The sequence below is a fragment of the Saccharothrix mutabilis subsp. mutabilis genome, assembly GCF_039521145.1.
Lineage (GTDB): Bacteria > Actinomycetota > Actinomycetes > Mycobacteriales > Pseudonocardiaceae > Actinosynnema > Actinosynnema mutabilis.
In genome coordinates, this window is record NZ_BAAABU010000029.1 from 43,621 (window position 1) to 62,004 (window position 18,384).

Genomic DNA, 18,384 nt, shown 5'->3' on the forward strand with positions numbered 1-18,384 from the left:
GGCGCCGGCGCGGGAGTCCGCGCCGGCGCTTTCTCTTTTGTCGGCTACTTGCGGCCGGTGAGGGCGATGCGGGAGCGGGTGCGGGCCGGGGCGGTCGGGGGCAGTTCGGCCAGGACGTCGGCGAGGGAGACCGCGGCCAGGCTCTGCCGCCACGCGTCGTGCGCGTCGGCCATCTTGCGGGCGAGGATGCAGGTGTCGCGGCAGTCCTCGGCGGGCAGCGCGCCCTTGCCGCGTTGCCGGATCTCCTGGCACTCGTAGGGCGAGGCCGCGCCGTCGACGGCTTCGACGATGTGCAGCAACGTGATGTCGGCGGCGGGTCGGCCGAGCCGGAACCCGCCGCGCGGCCCGGTCGTCGCCGCCAAGACGCCCGCCTTGACCAGGGCCTGGAGCTGTTTGGCCAGGTAGGGCGCGGGCAGGTCGTAGTACTCCGCGAGCTGTGCCGCCGACGCCGTGGCGCCCGGTTCCAGCTGCGCCAGCGTGGTGGCGCAGTGCAACAGCCATTCGGTGCTCACCGGCAGCTTCACGGGTGAAGTGTATCGCAGATATTGCGGATCTCTTTAGTCCGAGATAGCTTTGCGGGCACACCGAGAGGGGATGGACTCATGCGGATCGCAGTCGCCGGGGCGACCGGCAACATCGGGGCACTGACCGTGGCCGTGCTGGAGCGCGCCGGGCACGAGGTCGTGGGGATCAGCCGGGGGTTGGGGGTCGACCTGATCACCGGTCAGGGTCTGGACGCGGCCCTGGCGGGCGTGGACGCGGTGATCGACGCGACCAACGGCCCGACGCTGGACCGCGAGGCGCTGGTCGAGTACTTCGCCACCGCCACCACGAACCTGCTCGACGCCGAACGGCGGGCCGGCGTGCGCCACCACGTGCTGCTGTCGATCGTGGGCATCCACGACATCGAGGGCAACGCGCACTACTACGGCAAGCGCGAGCAGGAGCGGCTGGTCCGGGAAGGCGGGGTGCCGTGGACCATCGTGCCCGCGACGCAGTTCCACGACTTCGCGGCGATGGTGGCGAGCTGGGCCGAGCAGGACGGGGTGGCGGCCATCGCGCCGCTGCTGGTGCAGCCGGTCGCGCCCGCGGACGTGGCGGAGTTCCTGGCCGAGGTGGCGACGGGCGAGCCCCGGGGCCTGCACCCGGGCCTGGCCGGTCCCGACCGCCACGACCTGGTGGACATGGCGCGGCGGACCCACCAGGCCGTGGGGCGGGAGGTCAGGCTCGTGCCGACGTGGGACGGGGTGTTCGGGGTGGAGATGAGCGGGAACGCCCTGCTGCCGGGGCCGGGGGCGCGGATCGCGCCCACCACTTTCGAGCAGTGGTTGGCCACGCAGCGGCCGGCGGGCGCGTGACCTGGTAGAACGGGGTGTGGGGTGGGTCGGCCGAGCATCAACCGATCGAGTGACATGCAGGATCGGGAACCGATCGGCCGGTCCCGCGTCCCGTGTATGGAGAGGTCGCGCGGGCCACGGCGACCCGGCGCGACGGCCTGCCCGACGGCCGGCTGGTTGAGGTGGCCGGATGGGTCGTGAGGTGGCCGGGCTGGTTGAGGTGGCTCGATGGGTCGTGAGGCGGCCGGGCTGGTTGAGGTGGCCGGATGGGTCGTGAGGCGGCCGGGCTGGTTGAGGTGGCCCGATGGGTCGTGAGGCAGCCGGGTTGGTTCAGGTGGCCCTGGGGTGTGAGGTAGCCGGGTTGCGTCAGGCGGTGAGGACCTCGCGGGCGGCCCGCCGGCCCGAGCGGATCGCGCCTTCGAGGTAGCCGGGCCACGCGGCGGACGTCTCGGTGCCCGCCCAGTGCACGCGACCGGCGGGCGTCGGCGGGTGCCGGGTGGCCGCGTACCTGCCGGGGCGCGGCAGGGCCGAGTAGCCGCCCAGGACGTGCGGGTCCTCGTGCCAGGACTTCTCGTGCCAGTCGACCGGGGTCAGGGCCGCCGGGCCGAAGGCGGTCGCGGCGGTGCGCAGGACGGTCGCCCGGCGGTCGGCCGTGGACAGGCTCGCCAGGTGCTCCGCGCGGCGGCCCGGGACCAGGAAGCCCAAGTGGCCCGGACCGCCCGAACCGTGCGAGCTGCCCGAACCGTCCGAACTGCCCGAACCGTGCGAGCTGCCCGAACCGTGCGAGCTGCCCGGACCGTCCGGGTCGTCCGGGTCGTCCGGCGGGGAGACGTCGAAGACGGCGGGAACCGGCCCGGTCAGGGCGATCACCTCGCCGCTCAGGCCCGCGTCGCGCCAGAACGGGCGCTCGTAGACGGCGATCGCCTTGTAGATCGTGCCCATCGCGGTGTCGCGCTCCACCTCCGCCCGGCTCGGCGGCAGCGGCGGGGTGTGGCGGATGCGGGCGGACACCGGTGGTGGCACGGCGATGATCGCGTGGTCGGCGGTGAGCGGGCCGGTGGGGGTCGTGATCACCACCGACGTCGGCGTGCGGGTGATCGCCGTGGCCGGGCGGGACAGGTGGACGTCCAGGGTGCGGGCGAGGCGTTCGGCCAGGGCGCCCGCGCCGCCGGTGATCAGGGACGCCTGGGCCGTGCCGAGCATCGAGCGCAGGCCGCCGGACGACCTGACCGCCGACGCCCACGCCTGCCTGGTGACCTGGTCCACGTCCGCCGCGATCGCCTCGGCCACCACGACCTCCAGCAGGCGGCGGGCGGCGGCGCCGGGCAGGCGGGTCGACCAGTCCGCGATGGTGGTGTGGTCGTCGGAAGTGGGCAGGGACAGGCGCAGCAGGGCCGCGCCGGTCACGAGCAGGGGCAGCCACGCCCGGGTCGGGCGGTCGCCGTCGAGGATCAGGCGCTTGCCGGCGGTGGGCGTCGGGAACGTGGTGACGCCGTGTTCGGCGGCCAACGTGGACAGTTCGGTGTGATCGGGGCCCAGCCACATCCCGCCCAGGTCCACGGGCGAACCGAGGGCCGACAGCACGGTCGACGCGCGCCCGCCCACCCGGTCGGCCGACTCCACGACCGTCACCTCCACGCCCGCCCGCGCCAACTCGCGCGCCGCCGTCAAGCCCGCGAACCCCGCCCCCACCACGACGACCTTCATACAACAAGCGTTGCACAACGTACGTTGCATGACAAGGTAGGCTCCCGGCCGTGCCCCGCCAGGTAGACCACGCCGCCCGCCTCGCCGCCGTGACCGACGCGGTCGTCGCGATCGCCGCCGAACGGGGCTTCGCCGCCGTCACCATCCGCGCCGTCGCCGACCACCTGGGCGCGTCCACCTCCGTCGTCACCCACTACGTCCCCCACCGCGACGACCTGCTCCGCCTCGCCGTCCGCCGCGAACTCGCGGTCCGCCGCGCCCAGGCCGAACGCGCGATGGCCGCCGCGCCCGACCCGCTGTGGGCGCTGGTCCGGTGGGCGGTGGCCGACACCGGGGACCGGGTGCACCGGTTCTGGCTGTCCCTGCTGATCGCCGCGCCGACCGAACCCGTGCTGCGCGCCGAACTGGACGGGTTCAACGCCTGGTGGGACGACCACCTGCGCGGCCTCGTCCGGCGGTCGGGCGTCGCGGAACCGGAGGTCGTCGCCGACACCCTCGACGTCGTGGTCGACGGCCTGGTCACGGCGGGCTTCGAAGACCTCGCCCCGGCCCGCCGCGACCGCGTCCTCATCCGCGTGTGGAACGCACTGGGCCTCGCAGCCGGGTGATCTGCGGTCCGGCGGCGAACACGGCGATCACCGGGTCACAGATCGCGCGATCCACGCCGAACGCCTACCGCGACGCCTGCGCCGCCACTAAGTGGACACTGTGTCCACTTAGTGCCTAGCATGGCGGGCATGTACCTCGCGTTCCTCGCCTCGGCGCTGCTCGTCGGCACGCTCCTCGCCGTGCAGGCCTCGGTGAACCTCCAGCTCAACCGGGCGGTCGGCACGCCCTACGGGGCCTCGACGCTCCAGCTCTCGGTCGCCGCGGGCCTCCTGGCCGTGGTGGCGGTGGTGACCGGCAGCCTCGGCGCGCTGGGCGGGATCGGGGACGCGACGTGGTGGCACCTGCTCGGCGGTCTGGCCAGTCCGCTCTACATCACCAGCGGCATCCTCCTGATCCCGCGGCTCGGCGCGGTGACCACCGTCGGCCTGTGGGTCACCGGCCAGATGCTGGCCTCGCTCGTGCTCGACCTCGGCGGTCACCTCGGGGTGAAACGGGTGCCGCCGAACCTGTTGGTCGTGGTCGGCGCGGCGGCCGTCGTCGTCGGCATCTCCGTGGTGGTGCGCGGGCAGAACCGGGCGATCAAGGCCGGACCCGGCACCGCCACACCCGCCGACACCCGCCCCGCGCTGAGCGGCCAGACCGGCTGGCTCGTGCTCGGCGTCGTCGCGGGCGGGGTCCTGCCGGTGCAGGGCGCGGTCAACGCCGAGCTGCGCGGCGACCTCGGCGCGCCGTTCGCCGTGGCGCTGATCAGCTTCGCCGTCGCGGTGGCGGCCATCGCGGTCGTGCTCGCGGTCCTGGTGGCTGCGGGCAGGACGCCCAAGCCGGGGTTCGACGGGTTGCGCGGCATGCCGTGGTGGGGCTGGCTGGGCGGCGCGTGCGCGGCGGCCTACGTGACGGTCACCTTCCTGCTCATCCCGGAGATCGGCGCGGCGACCACGGTGGCGTTCACCGTGACCGGCCAACAACTCGCGTCCGCCCTCATCGACCACCACGGCCTGTTCCGCCTGCCCCGCCGCCGGCTCACCACCGCCCGCCTGGCCGGCGTCGCACTCCTCATCGCCGGCTCGGTGCTGGTCCAGATCGCGAAGTGAGTCGGATCAGGCGGAGGGCCAGTCGGTGAGCACGGCGTGCAGGGCGGTCAGGGTGGCTTGCCAGGAGGTTTCCGACGGGCGGGGTGTGTGGCCGAAGCTGCCGGACAGTTCCAAGTGGACGTAGCCGTGCAGGGTGGGGTGCAGCATCCGCACCGCGTCCGTCTGGTCCGGCTCCTCGACGTCGTACCCGCGCAGGATCGCCCTGGTCAGGTCCGAGTGGCGGCGGGCGGCGTTCACGGCGGGGGAGTCGCGCGGGATGTCCGTGCGCATCGCCGCGTAACGGCCCGAGTGTTCGTGGGCGTAGGCGCGGTACGTGGTGGCGAACGCGATCAGGGCGTCCTCGCCGGCTCGACCCGCCAGGGCCGCCGCGGCTTGGTCGGCGAGTTCGGTCAGGGCCAGGGTCGCCACTCTCAGCTTCAGGTCCTGGAGGTTGCGGACGTGGGAGTACAGGCTGGCGTCCTTCACGCCGAAGTGGCGGGCCAGGGCCGAGACGGTCACCGCCTCGAAGCCGATCTCGTCCGCCAGGTCGGCGACCCCGCACGGGACTGCCCGCCGCACCATGTGCGCCATCTGCCTGACCACCCATCCGGGTGATGGTGTGTCGCTGATGACCGCGCGCGAAGCGGGCAAGGAGGGGCAGCTCGGTAACTCCGTCGGCATCTACCTCTGCGCCGACCTCGCCTGCTCGCTCTACCTGCGCGGGAAGCGGGACGCGGGACCCGGCGGGCGGATCCACGAAGCCTGTCGGTGGCGGAGAAGGCCGCGCGCACGACCGCGCACCTCGGCGCGTTCCTCGAACGGGTGATGCACTGACACCCCGCCTCCCGGCCGTGCCACAGTGGCCTTGGACACGGACCTGCCGGGGGGTGCGGGATGTGGCTGTTCAGACTGCTGGGGCCGGTGCGGCTGGAACGGGACGGGGAGGACGTCCCGATCGGCGCGCCGCAGTTCAAGGTGGTGTTGGCGACGCTCGCCGCGCACGCCGGTGCGGTCGTCCCGCCCGACCGCCTGGCGGAGGAGCTGTGGGACGTGCCGCCGGCGTCGGCCACCGCGCAACTGCACGGGATCGTCTGGCGGTTGCGCCGGGTCCTGGGACGCGACCGGATCGCCACGGCGCGGCCCGGGTACGTGCTGCGGGCGGCGGAGGCCGAGCTGGAACCCGAGGTGTTCCGGCGGGACGTGGCCCGGGGGCGTGAGCTGCTCGCGCGCGGGGACGTCGAAGCCGGCGCCGATCGGCTGCGAGAAGCGTTGGCGCGGTGGCGCGGACCGGCGTTGGTCGAGGTCCGGGGCGCGGCGCACCTCGCGGCGCGGCTCGACGAGGAGCGCATGGCGGCCTGGGAGGACCGGGTGGACGCCGATCTGGCGCTGGGCCGGGACGTCGTCGGCGAACTGACCGCGCTGGTCGCGCAACACCCGGTGCGGGAACGGTTCCGGGGTCAGCTGATGACCGCGTTGGCGATGTCGGGGCGGGTGGTGGAGGCGCTCGACGCGTACGCCGCGTTCCGCGGGATGTTGGTGCGGGAACTCGGGGTCGAGCCGTCCGAGTGGTTGCGCGACCTGCACACCGGCATCCTGCGCGGCGCCGCGGCCGGGCGTTCCCACCCGGCCGCGGCGCTCTGCTGTCAGGGGCAGGGGCGCAGCGACGTCACCTTGTCGCGGTGCTCGGGCAGCAGGTCGCCCTGGAACCCGGGACCGACGATGAAGATGAGCTGGTTGAACCCGGCGGCGTCGTAGTAGCACCAGTCCTGGCCGGTGCGGTTCCAGACGCTCTTGGTCCGGTTGTTCATGCCGCGCGGGCCGGACGAGTCGCCGAGGTCGCCGTCGCCGGTGGCGAAGTGCGCGAACGGCCGGCCGCCGCCGAGCCCGGCGAAGATGCACGACCGGTCGGCCGGGCAGTCGCCCCACGCCTTGGCGGACGCGTCGGACTGCTGGACGCCCCGGTACACCGCGTCCTGCGCGGTGGCGGGCGTGGTGGACAGCGCCCCGGCGACGGCCAGGCCGCCCAGGACGGTGAGAAGCTTGCGGATCACTGGTGGTTCCCCCTCGTGTGGCTCGGTGTTTCTCTGCCTGGCAACCACTCTGGCGAACCGTCCTATGTAGTTTCTCAGTGCAAGCATGAAGCCGCGCCGGCGGAGCGGTCCCACCTCTCGGTGGGCGCGGAGCGCGGTTCCCGGACCAGGTCCACGAGCAGGCGCAGCGCCGGCGACGCGGAGTCCCGGCGCCACACCAGGTCCAGGCCGACCGACTGGGGTTCCGCGAAGCGCAGCGCGGTGGTGCCGGGCGCCCGGTGCGCGCCCACGGTTTCGGTCACCACGGCGAACGTCTCGGCGGTCAGCTCGTCGAACCGCCGCCAGCCCGGCATGCGCGAGTCCCGCACCACCGTGCCGGGGTGCAGCGCCGACAGGACCGTGGCGCGCCACGACGGCAGGTGCCGAGGTGACAGGAGCAACTCGCTCCCCTTCAGGTCGGCGGGCGTCACCTTGTCCAGAGTGGACAGCCGGTGCTGATCGCTCACCACGACGACCAGGTCTTCGCGGTGCACCGTCCAGCGGTCCAGGTCGGGGTCGTCGGGGAGGCTTCGGGACAGGGCCGCGTCGAACCGGCCCGAGCGCAGCCCTTCGGCCAGTTCCGCCGACCACGCCTCGGTGGTCTCCACGCGCAACCCCGGGTAGCGCCGCGACACCACGTCCACCAGGTGCGGCACGGCCGCGAAGGACGCGCTGACCACGTGCCCCAGCCGGACCGTGCCGAACTCGCCCCGCCCCGCCGCGCGCGTCAGCTCGGCCAACCGGTCGGCCTCGCCCAGGATGCGCCGGGCCGAGGCCACGAACACCCGTCCCGCGTCGGTCAACGCCGTGGGCCGCCGGGTGAACAGCTCGACGCCGAGGGTCCGCTCCAGCTGCCCGACCTGCCGGCTCAACGCGGGCTGCGCGACGTGCAGGCGGTCGGCGGCCCGCTGGAAACCGCCCTCGTCGGCGACGGCCACGACGTAGCGCATGAGCCGCAGGTCGATCGACATGCCCACAGGGTATGTCGCCAGGTCCACGCGGTATTGGAGTCGCCCCGGCCGCACCGGTGAGACTTCCGCCCACAGACCACCAGGGGAGGATCCATGCGCAGACGCGCTGTGTTGGCGGCGGTCGCCGCACTCGGGGTTTCGGTGCTCGTGCCGGGGACGGCGGGGGCGACCGCGTTCCCCACCCGGTTCCCGCTGCCCGACGGGTTCATGCCGGAGGGCATCGCGATCGGCCCGTGGCCCACCGCGTACTTCGGCTCGCGCGCCGACGGGTCGATCCACCAGGTGGACCTGGCCACCGGCCGGGGCCGGGTGCTCGCGGCCGGGCCGGGCACGCCGTCGCTGGGGCTCAAGGTGGACCCGCGGCGGGCACGGTTGTTCGTCGCCGGCGGCACGGGCGGCGACCTGCGCGTCCTCGACGCCTTCTCGGGTCGCACCATCACCAGCTACAAGCTGTTCGAGGGCGAGTCGTTCGTCAACGACCTCGTGATCACCCGGGACGCGGTGTGGGTCACCGACTCCGACGAGCCGACCCTGTACCGGTTGCCGCTGGGCCCGTGCGGTGAGCTGCCCCGGCCCGACCAGGTCACCCGCGTGCCGCTCACCGGCGAGATGGAGGACATCCCGGACGTCGCCAACGCCAACGGCATCGTCACCACGCCGGACGGCGAGGGCCTCGTCATCGGCCAGACCTCGACCGGCAAGCTGTTCCGGGTGGACCACCAGGGCGTCACCAAGGAGATCGACCTGGGCGGCGTCGTCCTGACCCGCAACGACGGGCTGCTGCGCGAGGGCCGCAACCTCTACGTGGTGCAGAACCGGGTCAACCTGTTCACCAAGCTGGAGCTGAGCGCCGACGCGTCCAGCGCCCGGGTGGTGGTCCAGCTGACCGATCCCCGGTTCGACGTGCCCGCGACCGTCGCGGCCTGGGGCAACCGCTTCTACCTGGTCAACGGCCGCTTCAGCACCCCGCCGACCCCGACCACCACCTACGACGCCATCGCGCTCGACAAGTTCTGACAGTGACGCCACCGCGCTGGTCGGCGCGGTGGCGGCCCGGCTCGCCCCCCGAGGGCGTGCACGACCGCCACCGCGCCGACCGGCTCACGCCGACGAGCGCCGCACGATGAGCCTGTGCAGGACGATGAACGCCAGCAGCAGCGCCCCGATCACGATCTTCGTCCACCACGAGTTCAGCGTGCCGTCGAAGCTGATGATGGTCTGGATCGTGCCCAGCACCAGCGCGCCCACCACCGACCCGAGCACGTAACCCGCGCCACCGGCCAGCAACGTCCCGCCGATGACGACCGCCGCGATGGCCTCCAACTCCATCCCGACCGCGTGCAACCCGTACCCCGACGCGGTGTAGAACGAGAACACCAGACCGGCCAACGACGAGCAGAACCCGCTCACCACGTACACGCCGACCTTGGTGAACCCGACCTTCAACCCCATCAGCCGCGCCGACGGCTCGCTGCCGCCCAACGCGTACACGGTCCGCCCGAACCGGGTCAGGTGCAGCACGTACATCGCCGCCACCAGCACCGCCACCGCGATGAGCACGTTGTTCGTGATCGACACCCCGCCGCCCAGGGCGATGCGGTCCATGCCCAGCGCCCGGTAGCCCTTGTCCTTGATGCTGATGGACTCGATGCTGATCACGAAGCACAGCCCGCGCGCCAGGAACATGCCCGCCAGCGTCACGATGAACGGCTGCACGTCGAACTTGTGGATCATCAAGCCCATCAGCAGCCCGAGCACCGACCCGGTCAGCAGCACCACCACGACCACCAGCGGCACCGGCCACCCGGCCTTCACCCCGGCGGCGGCGATCATCGTCGACAGCGCCAGCACCGACCCCACCGACAGGTCGATGCCGCCGGTCAGGATCACGAACGTCATGCCCACGGCCAGCACGATCAGGTGCGCGTTGTCGATGAACAGGTTCGTGAACACCTGCCCGGAGGCGAAGTTGTCGAACGACACCGATCCCGCGCCGAACGTCAGCACGAACAGCGCGAACGTCGCCACCACCGGCAGGTGCCGCGCCGGCACCCGCCCGACCGACAGCGCCTTGGGGAAAGTCTGGGCGGCCATCAGCTCGCCACCTCCTGCGGCTTCAACACTTCCGCGACCGGCCGGGTGGGTCGCCGCCGGAACAGCGACTGCACCTTCGGCGACTGCACCAGGATCACCAGCACCACCACGACGGCCTTGAACACCAACGTGATCTCCGGCGCGATCCCGGCCGTGTAGACGGTCGTGGTCAACGTCTGGATCACCAGCGCGCCCAGCAGCGTCCCGGTCAGCGAGTACCGCCCGCCCGCCAACGACGTGCCGCCGATGACCACGGCCAGGATGGCGTCCATCTCGATCCACAACCCGGCGTTGTTCGCGTCCGCCGCGCTCACGTTCGAGCTGATCATCAACCCGGCCACGCCCGCGCACAGCGCCGCGAACACGTACACCGTCCAGATGATCGTCCGCGACTGCACGCCCGCGAGCCGGCTGGCCTCCGGGTTCACCCCGACCGCCTCGATCAGCAGGCCCAGCGCGGTCTTGCGGGTCGCCACCGCCACCAGCGCCAGCACCGCCACGCTGATCAGGATCGCCAGCGGCAGCAGCACGAAGCCCGCGCCCACCGACCGGTAGGTCTCGTTGTTCACCGTGATGATCTGGCCGTCGGTCACCAGCATCGCGATGCCGCGCCCGGCCGTCATCAGCACCAACGTGGCCACGATGGGCTGAATCCGCAGCACGGCGACCAGGAACCCGTTCCACAGCCCCAGGACCAGGCACAGCCCCAGCGAGATCGCCATGCCCACCAACGCCGTCGTCGCGCTGCCCGGGTCACCCGACCCCGCGATGTACTCGCAGGTCACCGCGGCGGCGATGGCCACGACAGCGCCCACCGACAGGTCGATGCCCCGGGTCGCGATCACCAGCGTCATGCCCAACGCGATCAGCAACGTGGGCGCGCCGTTCTTCAGGATGTCGATCACGCTGCCGTACAGGTGCCCGTCCTGCATGCGGATCGAGAAGAACGACGGCGTCACCACGACGTTGAGCACCAGCAACGCCACGAGCGCGCCCAGGGGCCACCACAGCCGGTTCACGCGGCGGCCCTCCCGCCCGCGATGTGCGCCATGACCTCGTCCACGTCCGCGCCGCGCAGCTCGGCGACCTTGCGCCGGTCCCGCAGCACCACCACGCGGTCGGACACCCGCACGACCTCCTCCAACTCGGCGGAGATGAACACCACCGCCACCCCCTCGGCCGCCAGCTCCGCCACCAGCTTCTGGATCTGCGCCTTCGCGCCCACGTCGATGCCGCGCGTCGGCTCGTCCAGCACCAGCAACCTCGGCTTGGTCACCAGCCACCGCGCGAGCAGCACCTTCTGCTGGTTGCCGCCGGAGAGGTTGCGGATCGGCGTGTCCGGCGTGGCGGGCCGGATGTCCAGCATCGCCACGTACTTCTCCACCAGCTCGTCCTTGGTGCGCCGGGACAACGGCCGCGTCCAGCCGCGCGAGGCCTGCAACGCCAGCACCAGGTTGTCCCGCACGCTCAACTCCGCCACCAGGCCCTCGGCCTTGCGGTCCTCCGAGCAGAACCCGATGCCCGCCGCGATCGCCTGCCGCGGCCCGCGCAGGTGCAGCGGTTTGCCGTCGAACTCCAGCGTGCCCGAGTCGGCCTTGTCCGCGCCGAACAGCAGCCGCGCCAGCTCCGTGCGCCCCGACCCGAGCAGCCCGGCCAGCCCGACCACCTCGCCCGCCCGCACCTCCAGGTCGAACGGCTCCACCGCGCCCTTGCGCCCCAGGCCGGTGGCGCGCAACAGCACCGGCCGGTCGTCCACCGGGTGCGCCTGCCCCTCCAGCTCCTCCAGCACGCGCAGCTCCCGGCCCAGCATCGCCGACACCAGGTCCAGCCGGCCCAGCTCGGCCGTGCGGTACTCGCCGACCAGCCGGCCGTTGCGCAGCACCGTCATCCGGTCGGAGATCTCGTAGACCTGCTCCAGGAAGTGCGAGACGAACAGGATCGCCACGCCCTCGTCGCGCAGCACGCGCATGATCCGGAACAGCTCCGCGACCTCGCTCGCGTCCAGGCTGGACGTCGGCTCGTCCAGGATCAGCACCTGGCACTCGACGGCGACCGCCCGCGCGATGGCCACCAGCTGCTGCACCGCGATCGGGTGCTCGGCCAGCACCGAGCCCGGGTCGATGGTCAGGCCCATGCGCTCCAGCAGCTCGGCCGCCCTGCGCCGGGTCGCGCGGCCGTCGATGCGGCCGAACCGGCGGGGCTCGCGGCCCAGCAGGATGTTCTCCGCGACGGTGAGGTTCCCGCAGAGGTTGACCTCCTGGTAGACGGTGCTGATCCCCGCCTCCTGCGCCTGGCCGGGGCCGCTGAACGAGACCTCCGCGCCGTTGAGCCGGATCAACCCGGTCGGGCGGTGCACGCCGGTGAGCGCCTTGATGAGGGTGGACTTGCCGGCGCCGTTCTCGCCCATCAGGGCGTGCACCTCGCCGGGGAACAGCCGGAAATCGACGCCTTGCAGCGCCTTGACGCCGGGGAACTCCACGGAGATGCCCCGCATGTCGACGACCGGTTCGGTCATGGATCTGCCTTCGTGGGTGCGTCGGAGCGGTCCCCGCCGCGCCCACCGCGCCGGGGACCGCTCCGGGGTCAGTACTGCCGGGTGGGCAGCGCGGCCTTGGCCTGCTCCTGGGTGAACGTGGTCTCCTCGGTCACCACCCGCTTGGGCACCTGCTCGCCCGCCACGACCTTCTTCGCCAGGTCCATCAGCTGCTTGCCCAGCAGCGGGCTGCACTCGACGATGTAGTTGATCTCGCCGGCGGCCAGCGCGGTCATGCCGTCCTTCACCGCGTCCACGGTGATGATCTTGATGTCCTTGCCCGGCACCTTGCCCGCGGCCTTGATGGCCTCGATCGCGCCCAGGCCCATGTCGTCGTTGTGCGCGTACACCACGTCGATCTTGGGCACGGACTTCAGGAACGCCTCCATGACCTGCTTGCCGCCGGAACGGGTGAAGTCACCGGTCTGGGACTCCACGACCTTGATGTCCGGCTTGGCGGCGATGGCCTCGGCGAAGCCCTTCTTGCGGTCGTTGGCGGGCGCGGAACCCGTGGTGCCCTGCAACTCCACCACGTTCACCGGGCCGCCGGCGTTCTCCGCCAGCCACTTGCCCGCCTTGCGGCCCTCCTCCACGAAGTCCGAGCCGAGGAAGGTCGCGTAGAGCGAGTCGTCGTCGGAGTCGATGGCGCGGTCGGTGAGGATCACCGGGATGTTCGCGGCCTTGGCCTCCTCCAGCACCGCGTCCCAGCCGGTCTCCACGACCGGGCTGAACGCGATGACGTCCACCTTCTGCTGGATGAACGACCGGATCGCCTTGATCTGGTTCTCCTGCTTCTGCTGGCCGTCGGAGAACTTCAGGTCCACCCCGGCGGCCTTCGCCTCGTCCTGGACCGACTTGGTGTTCGCCGTGCGCCACCCGCTCTCCGCACCGACCTGGGCGAAGCCCATGGTGATGCCGTCGCTCGCGCCCGCCGGCGACGACGTCCCGCCGTCGCCCGAGCCGCACGCGGTCAGCACGCTCAGCAGGACCACGCCTGCGGCTGCCGTGATCTTCTTCAGCACTGGTTTCCTCCGAGTTCCACCGCGGTGACCGTGGTCACTTGGTGGACAAGAGTGAGCGTTCACAATCGGCGAGTCAAGGCCTGAGTCACGACGATTTTGCATCGTTGACACCGTTCGAGCAGGCGACCTATGTTAGCGCTCACTTTTGTGGCGCGGGCCACCGCGACGCCACTTCCCGACGACGAGGAGGACGTCGGCATGATCCGTTCCCCGGCCGCCGTGCCGACCTTGGCGGGCACCCTCCTGACCGCACCACCCGCCCAAGCCGCCGACGGGCTCGTGGTGCGCTACGCGCTGGACGAGACCTCGGGCACGACCGTCACCGACTCCTCCGGCCACGGCCGCCACGCCGTGGCGAGCGGCGACACCACCCCGCTGGGCGCCGAGGGTCGCGCGCTCGGCGGCGTGGACGGGCACGTGAAACTACCGGACCACCTGCCGCGCGGACTCGATTCAGTGACCGTCTCGATACAGGTCCGCGGGATCGGCCTGATCACCGACGCCGAACGCGCCCGCCGCGACGTGGCCCTGCTCGACCTGGGCGACACCTCCGCGCTGACCGCCGACCTCACGCTCCCGGCCACCGGCCCGTACGGCTCGGCGCTGACGTGGACCTCCAGCGACCCGGCGGTGGTCACCGGCGCCGGCGTGGTCACCAGGCCCGCCCCGGCAGCCCGCCGGCGACCGCGACCCTCACCGCGACCCTCACCGCGACCGCCACCAGCCCCGGCATCCGGCAGGGCGAGGGGCCGACGGTGTTCAAGTCCAACACCGAGGACAAGTGGTACCTGTTCATCGACGAGTTCGGCGGACGCGGCTACGTGCCGTTCGAGACCACCGACCTCGCCTCCGGCCGGTGGACCATGTCCGCCTCCTACGCGCTGCCCAGCCGACCCCGGCACGGCACCGTCCTGCCGGTCACGCGCGCGGAGCTCGACCGCGTCCGCGCCGCCTTCCCCTGACGAACCGCCAATCGACAGGAGCCCAACCGACCCATGCGCAGACCACGCGTGCTCGCCGCCCTGCTGGCCGCGAGCCTGGCCGCCGCCGTCCCCGGCGCGCAGGCCGCCGCCGAGACCGACTACACGGTCACGGTCGACCCCACCGCCCGCGGCGTCGACATCGCCGACAGCATGTACGGCGTCTTCTTCGAGGACATCAACCGCGCCGCCGACGGCGGCCTGTACGCCGAGCTGGTGCAGAACCGGTCGTTCGAGTACGACCGCGTCGACAACGCCTCCTACAGCGGCCTCACGTCGTGGGCGCCGCTGGCCGGCGGCACGATCGAGGTCGTCGACGACGACCAGCGCCTGCACGAGCGCAACCGCCGCTACCTCAAGCTGGGCCTGCCCGCCGGGGTGGTGAACTCCGGCTACAACTCCGGCGTCAACGTCGTGGCGGGCAAGCGCTACGACTTCTCCGTGTGGGCGCGCACCGACCAGCCCGCCACCACCGTGACCGCGTCCCTCACCGACCCGGCCGGCGCGCCGCTGGCCGACGCGGTGACCGTCCAGGTCCGCGGCGACGCCTGGACCAAGCACACCGGCAGCTTCCTGGCGGCGAAGTCCAGCACGGTCGGCCGGCTCGCGGTCCGCGGCGCGGGCACCGGCACCCTGCGGCTGGACATGGTGTCGCTGTTCCCGCGCGACACCTACAAGAACCGGCCCAACGGGCTGCGCGCCGACCTGGCCGAGAAGGTCGCCGCGCTCAAGCCGGGCTTCCTGCGCTTCCCCGGCGGCTGCCTGGTCAACGTCAACAGCCACTACGGCTACGAGGCCCCCGACTGGGAGCGCCGCCGCTCCTACCAGTGGAAGGACACCGTCGGCCCGGTCGAGCAGCGGCCCACCAACGCGAACTTCTGGGGCTACAACCAGTCCTACGGCCTGGGCTACTACGAGTACTTCCAGTTCGCCGAGGACATCGGCGCGATGCCGCTGCCGGTCGTGCCCGCGCTGGTCACCGGCTGCGGCCAGAACCGCGCCACCGACGACCCGGTCCTGCTGCAACGCCACATCCAGGACACCCTCGACCTGATCGAGTTCGCCAACGGCCCCGCCACCTCGACGTGGGGCAGGCTGCGCGCCGACATGGGCCACCCCGAGCCGTTCAAGCTCACCCACCTGGGCGTGGGCAACGAGGAGAACCTGCCCGACCAGTTCTTCGCCAACTTCGTGCGGTTCCGCGACGCCATCAAGGCGAAGCACCCGGACATCACGGTGATCAGCAACTCCGGCCCGGACGACACCGGCGCCACGTTCGACCGCCTGTGGCAGCTCAACAGGCAGGGCGGCGTGGACATGGTGGACGAGCACTACTACAACAGCCCGGACTGGTTCCTCCAGAACAACAACCGGTACGACAGCTACGACCGCAACGGCCCCAAGGTGTTCCTCGGCGAGTACGCCTCGCAGGGCAACAAGCTGTCCAACGCGCTCGCCGAAGCCGCGTACATGACCGGCCTGGAGCGCAACGCCGACGTGGTGAAGCTGGCGTCCTACGCGCCGCTGTTCGCCAACCAGGACTACGTGCAGTGGCAGCCGGACATGATCTGGCTGAACAACCACGCGTCGTGGGGTTCGGCCAACTACGAGGTGCAGAAGCTGTTCATGACCAACGTGGGCGACCACGTGGTGCCGAGCACGCAGACCTCCACGCCCTCGGTCGCCGGGCCGATCACGGGCGCGATCGGGTTGTCCACCTGGGCCACCAGCGCCGCCTACGACGACGTCTCCGTCACCTCCGCCACGGGCGCGAAGCTGTTCTCCGACGACTTCTCGGGGACCGACGCGCAGTGGACGCGGGCGGCCGGGCGCGGCTCGTGGGCGGTCTCCGGCGGCCGGTACGTGCAGTCCGACGCGGCGGCGCAGGACACCCTGGTCACCGCCGGCGACGTGAACTGGCGCGACTACGACCTCAACGTCAAGGCCACCAAGCTGTCCGGCGCGGAGGGGTTCCTGGTCGCGTTCGGCGTCAAGGACACCGGCAACTTCTACTGGTGGAACCTGGGCGGCTGGAACAACACCCAGTCGGCCGTGGAGAAGGCGGTCGGCGGCGGCAAGTCCACCCTGCTGGCCAACGGGACGCGCGTGGAGACCGGGCGCACCTACGACCTGCGGGTCTCGGTGCGCGGGCGGCACGTCGAGCTGTTCCTGGACGGGCAGAAGTGGGGCGAGTTCACCGACGACGAGGTGGCCGAGCCGTTCCGCCAGGTCGTGACGCGTGACCTGGCCACCGGCGAACTGGTGGTCAAGGTGGTCAACGCCCAGGCCTCGCCCGCCCGGGTCAAGCTCGACCTCGGCAACCGGGTGGCGGTGGCCAACACCGCCAAGGTGACCACCGTCCAAGGCGGTCCCGACGATATGAACACCGAGTTCTTCCAGCCGGTGCGGGCCAGGGAGACCACGTTGCGCGGGGTGAAGACCTCGTTCACCCACACCTTCCCGGCCCACTCCGTGACGTTCGTCCGCATCAAGGACAGGAGACTGTCGTGAGCCTCAGCCGTCGATCCCTGCTGTTGACCGGCGGAGCGGTGGCCGCCGCCGGCGCCCTGCCCGCGGGTCGGGCGGTCGCCCAGGACGTCGAGGCCGCCGCGCCGGCCACACCGGTCCTGACCTCGCGCAACCCGTTGGTGGAGCAGCGGGCCGACCCGTTCGTCACCCCGCCCACCGACGGCATGTACTACCTGACCGGATCGGTGCCGGAATACGACCGGATCGTGGTCCGGGGCGCGTCCACCTTGGACGGACTGGCCACCGCCCGGGAACGCACGGTGTGGCGGCGGCCGTCGTCCGGCCCGATGGGCGGGTACATCTGGGCTCCGGAACTGCACCGCATCGACGGCAAGTGGTACATCTACTTCGCCGCCGGCGACTCCGACCAGCCCTTCCGCATCCGCACCTACGTGCTGGAGTCGCCGTCGGCGGACCCGCGCGAGGCCACGTGGACGCTGCGCGGGCAGATGGTGACCGGGTGGGACTCGTTCACCCTGGACGCAACCACGTTCGTCCACCGGGACAAGCGGTACTTCCTGTGGGCGCAGAGCGAACCCGGCATCGCCACCAACAGCAACCTCTACATCGCCGAGATGGCCTCGCCGCTGGCGCTGGCGTCCGCGCCGGTGCGCATCGCCGTGCCGACGCTGGACTGGGAGGTCCAGGGGTTCAAGGTGAACGAGGGGCCGGCGGTGCTGATCCGCAACGGCCGCGTGTTCGTCACCTTCTCCGCCAGCGCGACCGACGCCCGGTACTGCATGGGCCTGCTGACCGCCGACGAGAACGCCGACCTGCTCGACGCGCGGTCGTGGACCAAGTCGCCGCGGCCGGTGTTCACCACCAACGCGGCGACCTCGCAGTACGGGCCGGGGCACAACTCGTTCACCCGCGTGGGGGACGTGGACGTGCTGGTCTACCACGCGCGGGACTACCGCGACATCACCGGCGACCCGCTGTTCGACCCCAACCGGCACACCCGCGCGCAGCGGCTGCACTGGAACGCCGACGGCACGCCCAGCTTCGGCGTGCCGGTCGGTCGGGGCGAGCCGCCCGTGCGACTGCACCCGCTGGACGCGCCGCACGCGGTGGTCCGGCACTACGAGTACCGGATGCGGGTGGACGGCGACGTCCGCGACCTGGCCGACTCGCAGTTCCGGGTGGTCGCGGGGTTCCTGGGCGCGGGCACGGTGGCGTTGCAGTCGGTGAACTTCCCCGACCGGTACGTGCGGACCGACGGCACGGACCTGCGCATCGACCCGTACGAGGACACCGACGCCTACGGGCGCGCGGCGAGTTTCGTGCGGGACGAGAGCCGGGCGGGGCTGGTGTTCCGACAGGGTGACCTGCACGTCACGCACGACACCGGACGGCTGGTCATGGCGCGGCTCGGGACGTCCCGCGAGGCGCGGCAGCGGGCCACCTTCCGGGTGGGCTGACCGCCCGCGACGCGCGGGGGCGCGGACCTGCCCCCGCGCGTCGCC

General features: G+C 72.1%; 18 protein-coding genes and 1 pseudogene. 10 read left to right on the top strand and 9 right to left on the bottom strand.

From position 1 onward, the window contains the following. Window positions 1-44: 44 nt before the first annotated feature. Complete coding sequence (locus ABD126_RS35210; protein ID WP_343939309.1) at window positions 45-524, bottom strand: RrF2 family transcriptional regulator; 480 nt, start codon at window positions 522-524, stop codon at window positions 45-47. A gap of 78 nt (window positions 525-602) precedes the next feature. On the opposite strand from ABD126_RS35210, the gene ABD126_RS35215 reads away from it, so the two are divergent. Beyond that, complete coding sequence (locus ABD126_RS35215; RefSeq protein ID WP_343939312.1) at window positions 603-1,358, top strand: SDR family oxidoreductase; 756 nt, start codon at window positions 603-605, stop codon at window positions 1,356-1,358. A gap of 345 nt (window positions 1,359-1,703) precedes the next feature. Here ABD126_RS35215 and ABD126_RS35220 read toward each other — a convergent pair whose 3' ends face one another. Continuing rightward, window positions 1,704-3,074 (bottom strand): flavin monoamine oxidase family protein, encoded by a 1,371-nt coding sequence (locus tag ABD126_RS35220; protein ID WP_343939314.1) that lies wholly within the window; start codon window positions 3,072-3,074, stop codon window positions 1,704-1,706. A 20-nt stretch (window positions 3,075-3,094) separates the two neighbouring features. Here ABD126_RS35220 and ABD126_RS35225 point away from each other — a divergent pair, with 20 nt between their 5' ends. Beyond that, complete coding sequence (locus ABD126_RS35225) at window positions 3,095-3,652, top strand: TetR/AcrR family transcriptional regulator (RefSeq protein WP_343939316.1); 558 nt, start codon at window positions 3,095-3,097, stop codon at window positions 3,650-3,652. A 129-nt stretch (window positions 3,653-3,781) separates the two neighbouring features. After that, complete coding sequence (locus ABD126_RS35230; RefSeq protein WP_343939318.1) at window positions 3,782-4,744, top strand: DMT family transporter; 963 nt, start codon at window positions 3,782-3,784, stop codon at window positions 4,742-4,744. A gap of 6 nt (window positions 4,745-4,750) precedes the next feature. Here the strand turns inward: ABD126_RS35230 and ABD126_RS35235 are convergent, their stop codons facing one another. After that, window positions 4,751-5,305, bottom strand: a complete 555-nt coding sequence (locus tag ABD126_RS35235) for a TetR-like C-terminal domain-containing protein (protein WP_343939320.1) — start codon at window positions 5,303-5,305, stop codon at window positions 4,751-4,753. On the opposite strand from ABD126_RS35235, the gene ABD126_RS35240 reads away from it, so the two are divergent. Both ABD126_RS35240 and ABD126_RS35245 read left to right on the top strand, forming a co-directional pair. Further along, window positions 5,304-5,549 (top strand): FBP domain-containing protein, encoded by a 246-nt coding sequence (locus tag ABD126_RS35240; protein ID WP_343939322.1) that lies wholly within the window; start codon window positions 5,304-5,306, stop codon window positions 5,547-5,549. The two genes, ABD126_RS35235 and ABD126_RS35240, sit on opposite strands and share 2 nt — an antisense overlap. A gap of 68 nt (window positions 5,550-5,617) precedes the next feature. After that, window positions 5,618-6,478, top strand: coding sequence for an AfsR/SARP family transcriptional regulator (locus ABD126_RS35245; RefSeq protein WP_343939324.1), 861 nt, complete (start codon window positions 5,618-5,620; stop codon window positions 6,476-6,478). On the opposite strand, the gene ABD126_RS35250 is transcribed toward ABD126_RS35245, so the two are convergent. Both ABD126_RS35250 and ABD126_RS35255 read right to left on the bottom strand, forming a co-directional pair. Beyond that, window positions 6,367-6,774 (bottom strand): peptidase inhibitor family I36 protein, encoded by a 408-nt coding sequence (locus tag ABD126_RS35250; protein ID WP_343939326.1) that lies wholly within the window; start codon window positions 6,772-6,774, stop codon window positions 6,367-6,369. The genes ABD126_RS35245 and ABD126_RS35250 overlap by 112 nt on opposite strands. A gap of 74 nt (window positions 6,775-6,848) precedes the next feature. Continuing rightward, window positions 6,849-7,763 (bottom strand): LysR family transcriptional regulator, encoded by a 915-nt coding sequence (locus ABD126_RS35255; protein WP_343939328.1) that lies wholly within the window; start codon window positions 7,761-7,763, stop codon window positions 6,849-6,851. A 93-nt stretch (window positions 7,764-7,856) separates the two neighbouring features. Between ABD126_RS35255 and ABD126_RS35260 the strand changes: the two genes are divergently transcribed. Then, window positions 7,857-8,780, top strand: coding sequence for an NHL repeat-containing protein (locus tag ABD126_RS35260; protein WP_343939331.1), 924 nt, complete (start codon window positions 7,857-7,859; stop codon window positions 8,778-8,780). Between the two features lie 84 nt (window positions 8,781-8,864). Here the strand turns inward: ABD126_RS35260 and yjfF are convergent, their stop codons facing one another. From yjfF to ABD126_RS35280, 4 genes are all read right to left on the bottom strand, one after another. Continuing rightward, window positions 8,865-9,857 (bottom strand): galactofuranose ABC transporter, permease protein YjfF, encoded by a 993-nt coding sequence (gene yjfF, locus ABD126_RS35265; RefSeq protein WP_343939333.1) that lies wholly within the window; start codon window positions 9,855-9,857, stop codon window positions 8,865-8,867. Beyond that, a complete protein-coding gene (locus ABD126_RS35270) occupies window positions 9,857-10,876 on the bottom strand; it encodes an ABC transporter permease (RefSeq protein ID WP_343939335.1) in 1,020 nt (339 codons plus the stop codon). Before ABD126_RS35270 ends, yjfF begins: the two co-directional genes overlap by 1 nt. Continuing rightward, the gene (locus ABD126_RS35275) at window positions 10,873-12,372 is read right to left on the bottom strand and encodes a sugar ABC transporter ATP-binding protein (RefSeq protein ID WP_343939337.1); all 1,500 of its coding nucleotides are present in this window, start codon (window positions 12,370-12,372) and stop codon (window positions 10,873-10,875) included. Before ABD126_RS35275 ends, ABD126_RS35270 begins: the two co-directional genes overlap by 4 nt. A 68-nt stretch (window positions 12,373-12,440) precedes the next feature. Then, window positions 12,441-13,412 carry an ABC transporter substrate-binding protein gene (locus tag ABD126_RS35280; RefSeq protein WP_343939339.1) on the bottom strand — a complete coding sequence of 324 codons (972 nt, stop codon included), beginning with the start codon at window positions 13,410-13,412 and terminating at the stop codon, window positions 12,441-12,443. A gap of 198 nt (window positions 13,413-13,610) precedes the next feature. On the opposite strand from ABD126_RS35280, the pseudogene ABD126_RS38920 reads away from it, so the two are divergent. The 4 genes and pseudogenes from ABD126_RS38920 to ABD126_RS35295 form a co-directional block, all read left to right on the top strand. Continuing rightward, window positions 13,611-14,021: pseudogene (locus ABD126_RS38920) on the top strand (hypothetical protein); the annotation flags it as partial. Beyond that, the gene (locus ABD126_RS35285; protein ID WP_343939341.1) at window positions 14,021-14,374 is read left to right on the top strand and encodes a glycoside hydrolase family protein; all 354 of its coding nucleotides are present in this window, start codon (window positions 14,021-14,023) and stop codon (window positions 14,372-14,374) included. The pseudogene ABD126_RS38920 and the gene ABD126_RS35285, both read left to right, overlap by 1 nt. Window positions 14,375-14,407: 33 nt before the next feature. Beyond that, the gene (locus ABD126_RS35290) at window positions 14,408-16,903 is read left to right on the top strand and encodes an alpha-L-arabinofuranosidase C-terminal domain-containing protein (protein ID WP_343939343.1); all 2,496 of its coding nucleotides are present in this window, start codon (window positions 14,408-14,410) and stop codon (window positions 16,901-16,903) included. Then, a complete protein-coding gene (locus tag ABD126_RS35295; protein WP_343939345.1) occupies window positions 16,900-18,339 on the top strand; it encodes a family 43 glycosylhydrolase in 1,440 nt (479 codons plus the stop codon). The genes ABD126_RS35290 and ABD126_RS35295 overlap by 4 nt, the downstream gene beginning before the upstream one ends. Window positions 18,340-18,384 lie beyond the last annotated feature (45 nt).

Bases quoted from the DNA above. Each gene is read 5' to 3' on its own strand.
- ABD126_RS35260 (WP_343939331.1), top strand. From the start codon at position 7,857: ATGCGCAGACGCGCTGTGTTGGCGGCGGTCGCCGCACTCGGGGTTTCG.
- ABD126_RS35290 (WP_343939343.1), top strand. From the start codon at position 14,408: ATGCGCAGACCACGCGTGCTCGCCGCCCTGCTGGCCGCGAGCCTGGCC.
- ABD126_RS35255 (WP_343939328.1), bottom strand. From the start codon at position 7,763: ATGTCGATCGACCTGCGGCTCATGCGCTACGTCGTGGCCGTCGCCGAC.
- ABD126_RS35230 (WP_343939318.1), top strand. From the start codon at position 3,782: ATGTACCTCGCGTTCCTCGCCTCGGCGCTGCTCGTCGGCACGCTCCTC.
- ABD126_RS35235 (WP_343939320.1), bottom strand. From the start codon at position 5,305: ATGGTGCGGCGGGCAGTCCCGTGCGGGGTCGCCGACCTGGCGGACGAG.
- ABD126_RS35220 (WP_343939314.1), bottom strand. From the start codon at position 3,074: ATGCAACGTACGTTGTGCAACGCTTGTTGTATGAAGGTCGTCGTGGTG.
- ABD126_RS35215 (WP_343939312.1), top strand. From the start codon at position 603: ATGCGGATCGCAGTCGCCGGGGCGACCGGCAACATCGGGGCACTGACC.
- ABD126_RS35275 (WP_343939337.1), bottom strand. From the start codon at position 12,372: ATGACCGAACCGGTCGTCGACATGCGGGGCATCTCCGTGGAGTTCCCC.
- yjfF (WP_343939333.1), bottom strand. From the start codon at position 9,857: ATGGCCGCCCAGACTTTCCCCAAGGCGCTGTCGGTCGGGCGGGTGCCG.
- ABD126_RS35245 (WP_343939324.1), top strand. From the start codon at position 5,618: ATGTGGCTGTTCAGACTGCTGGGGCCGGTGCGGCTGGAACGGGACGGG.
- ABD126_RS35240 (WP_343939322.1), top strand. From the start codon at position 5,304: ATGTGCGCCATCTGCCTGACCACCCATCCGGGTGATGGTGTGTCGCTG.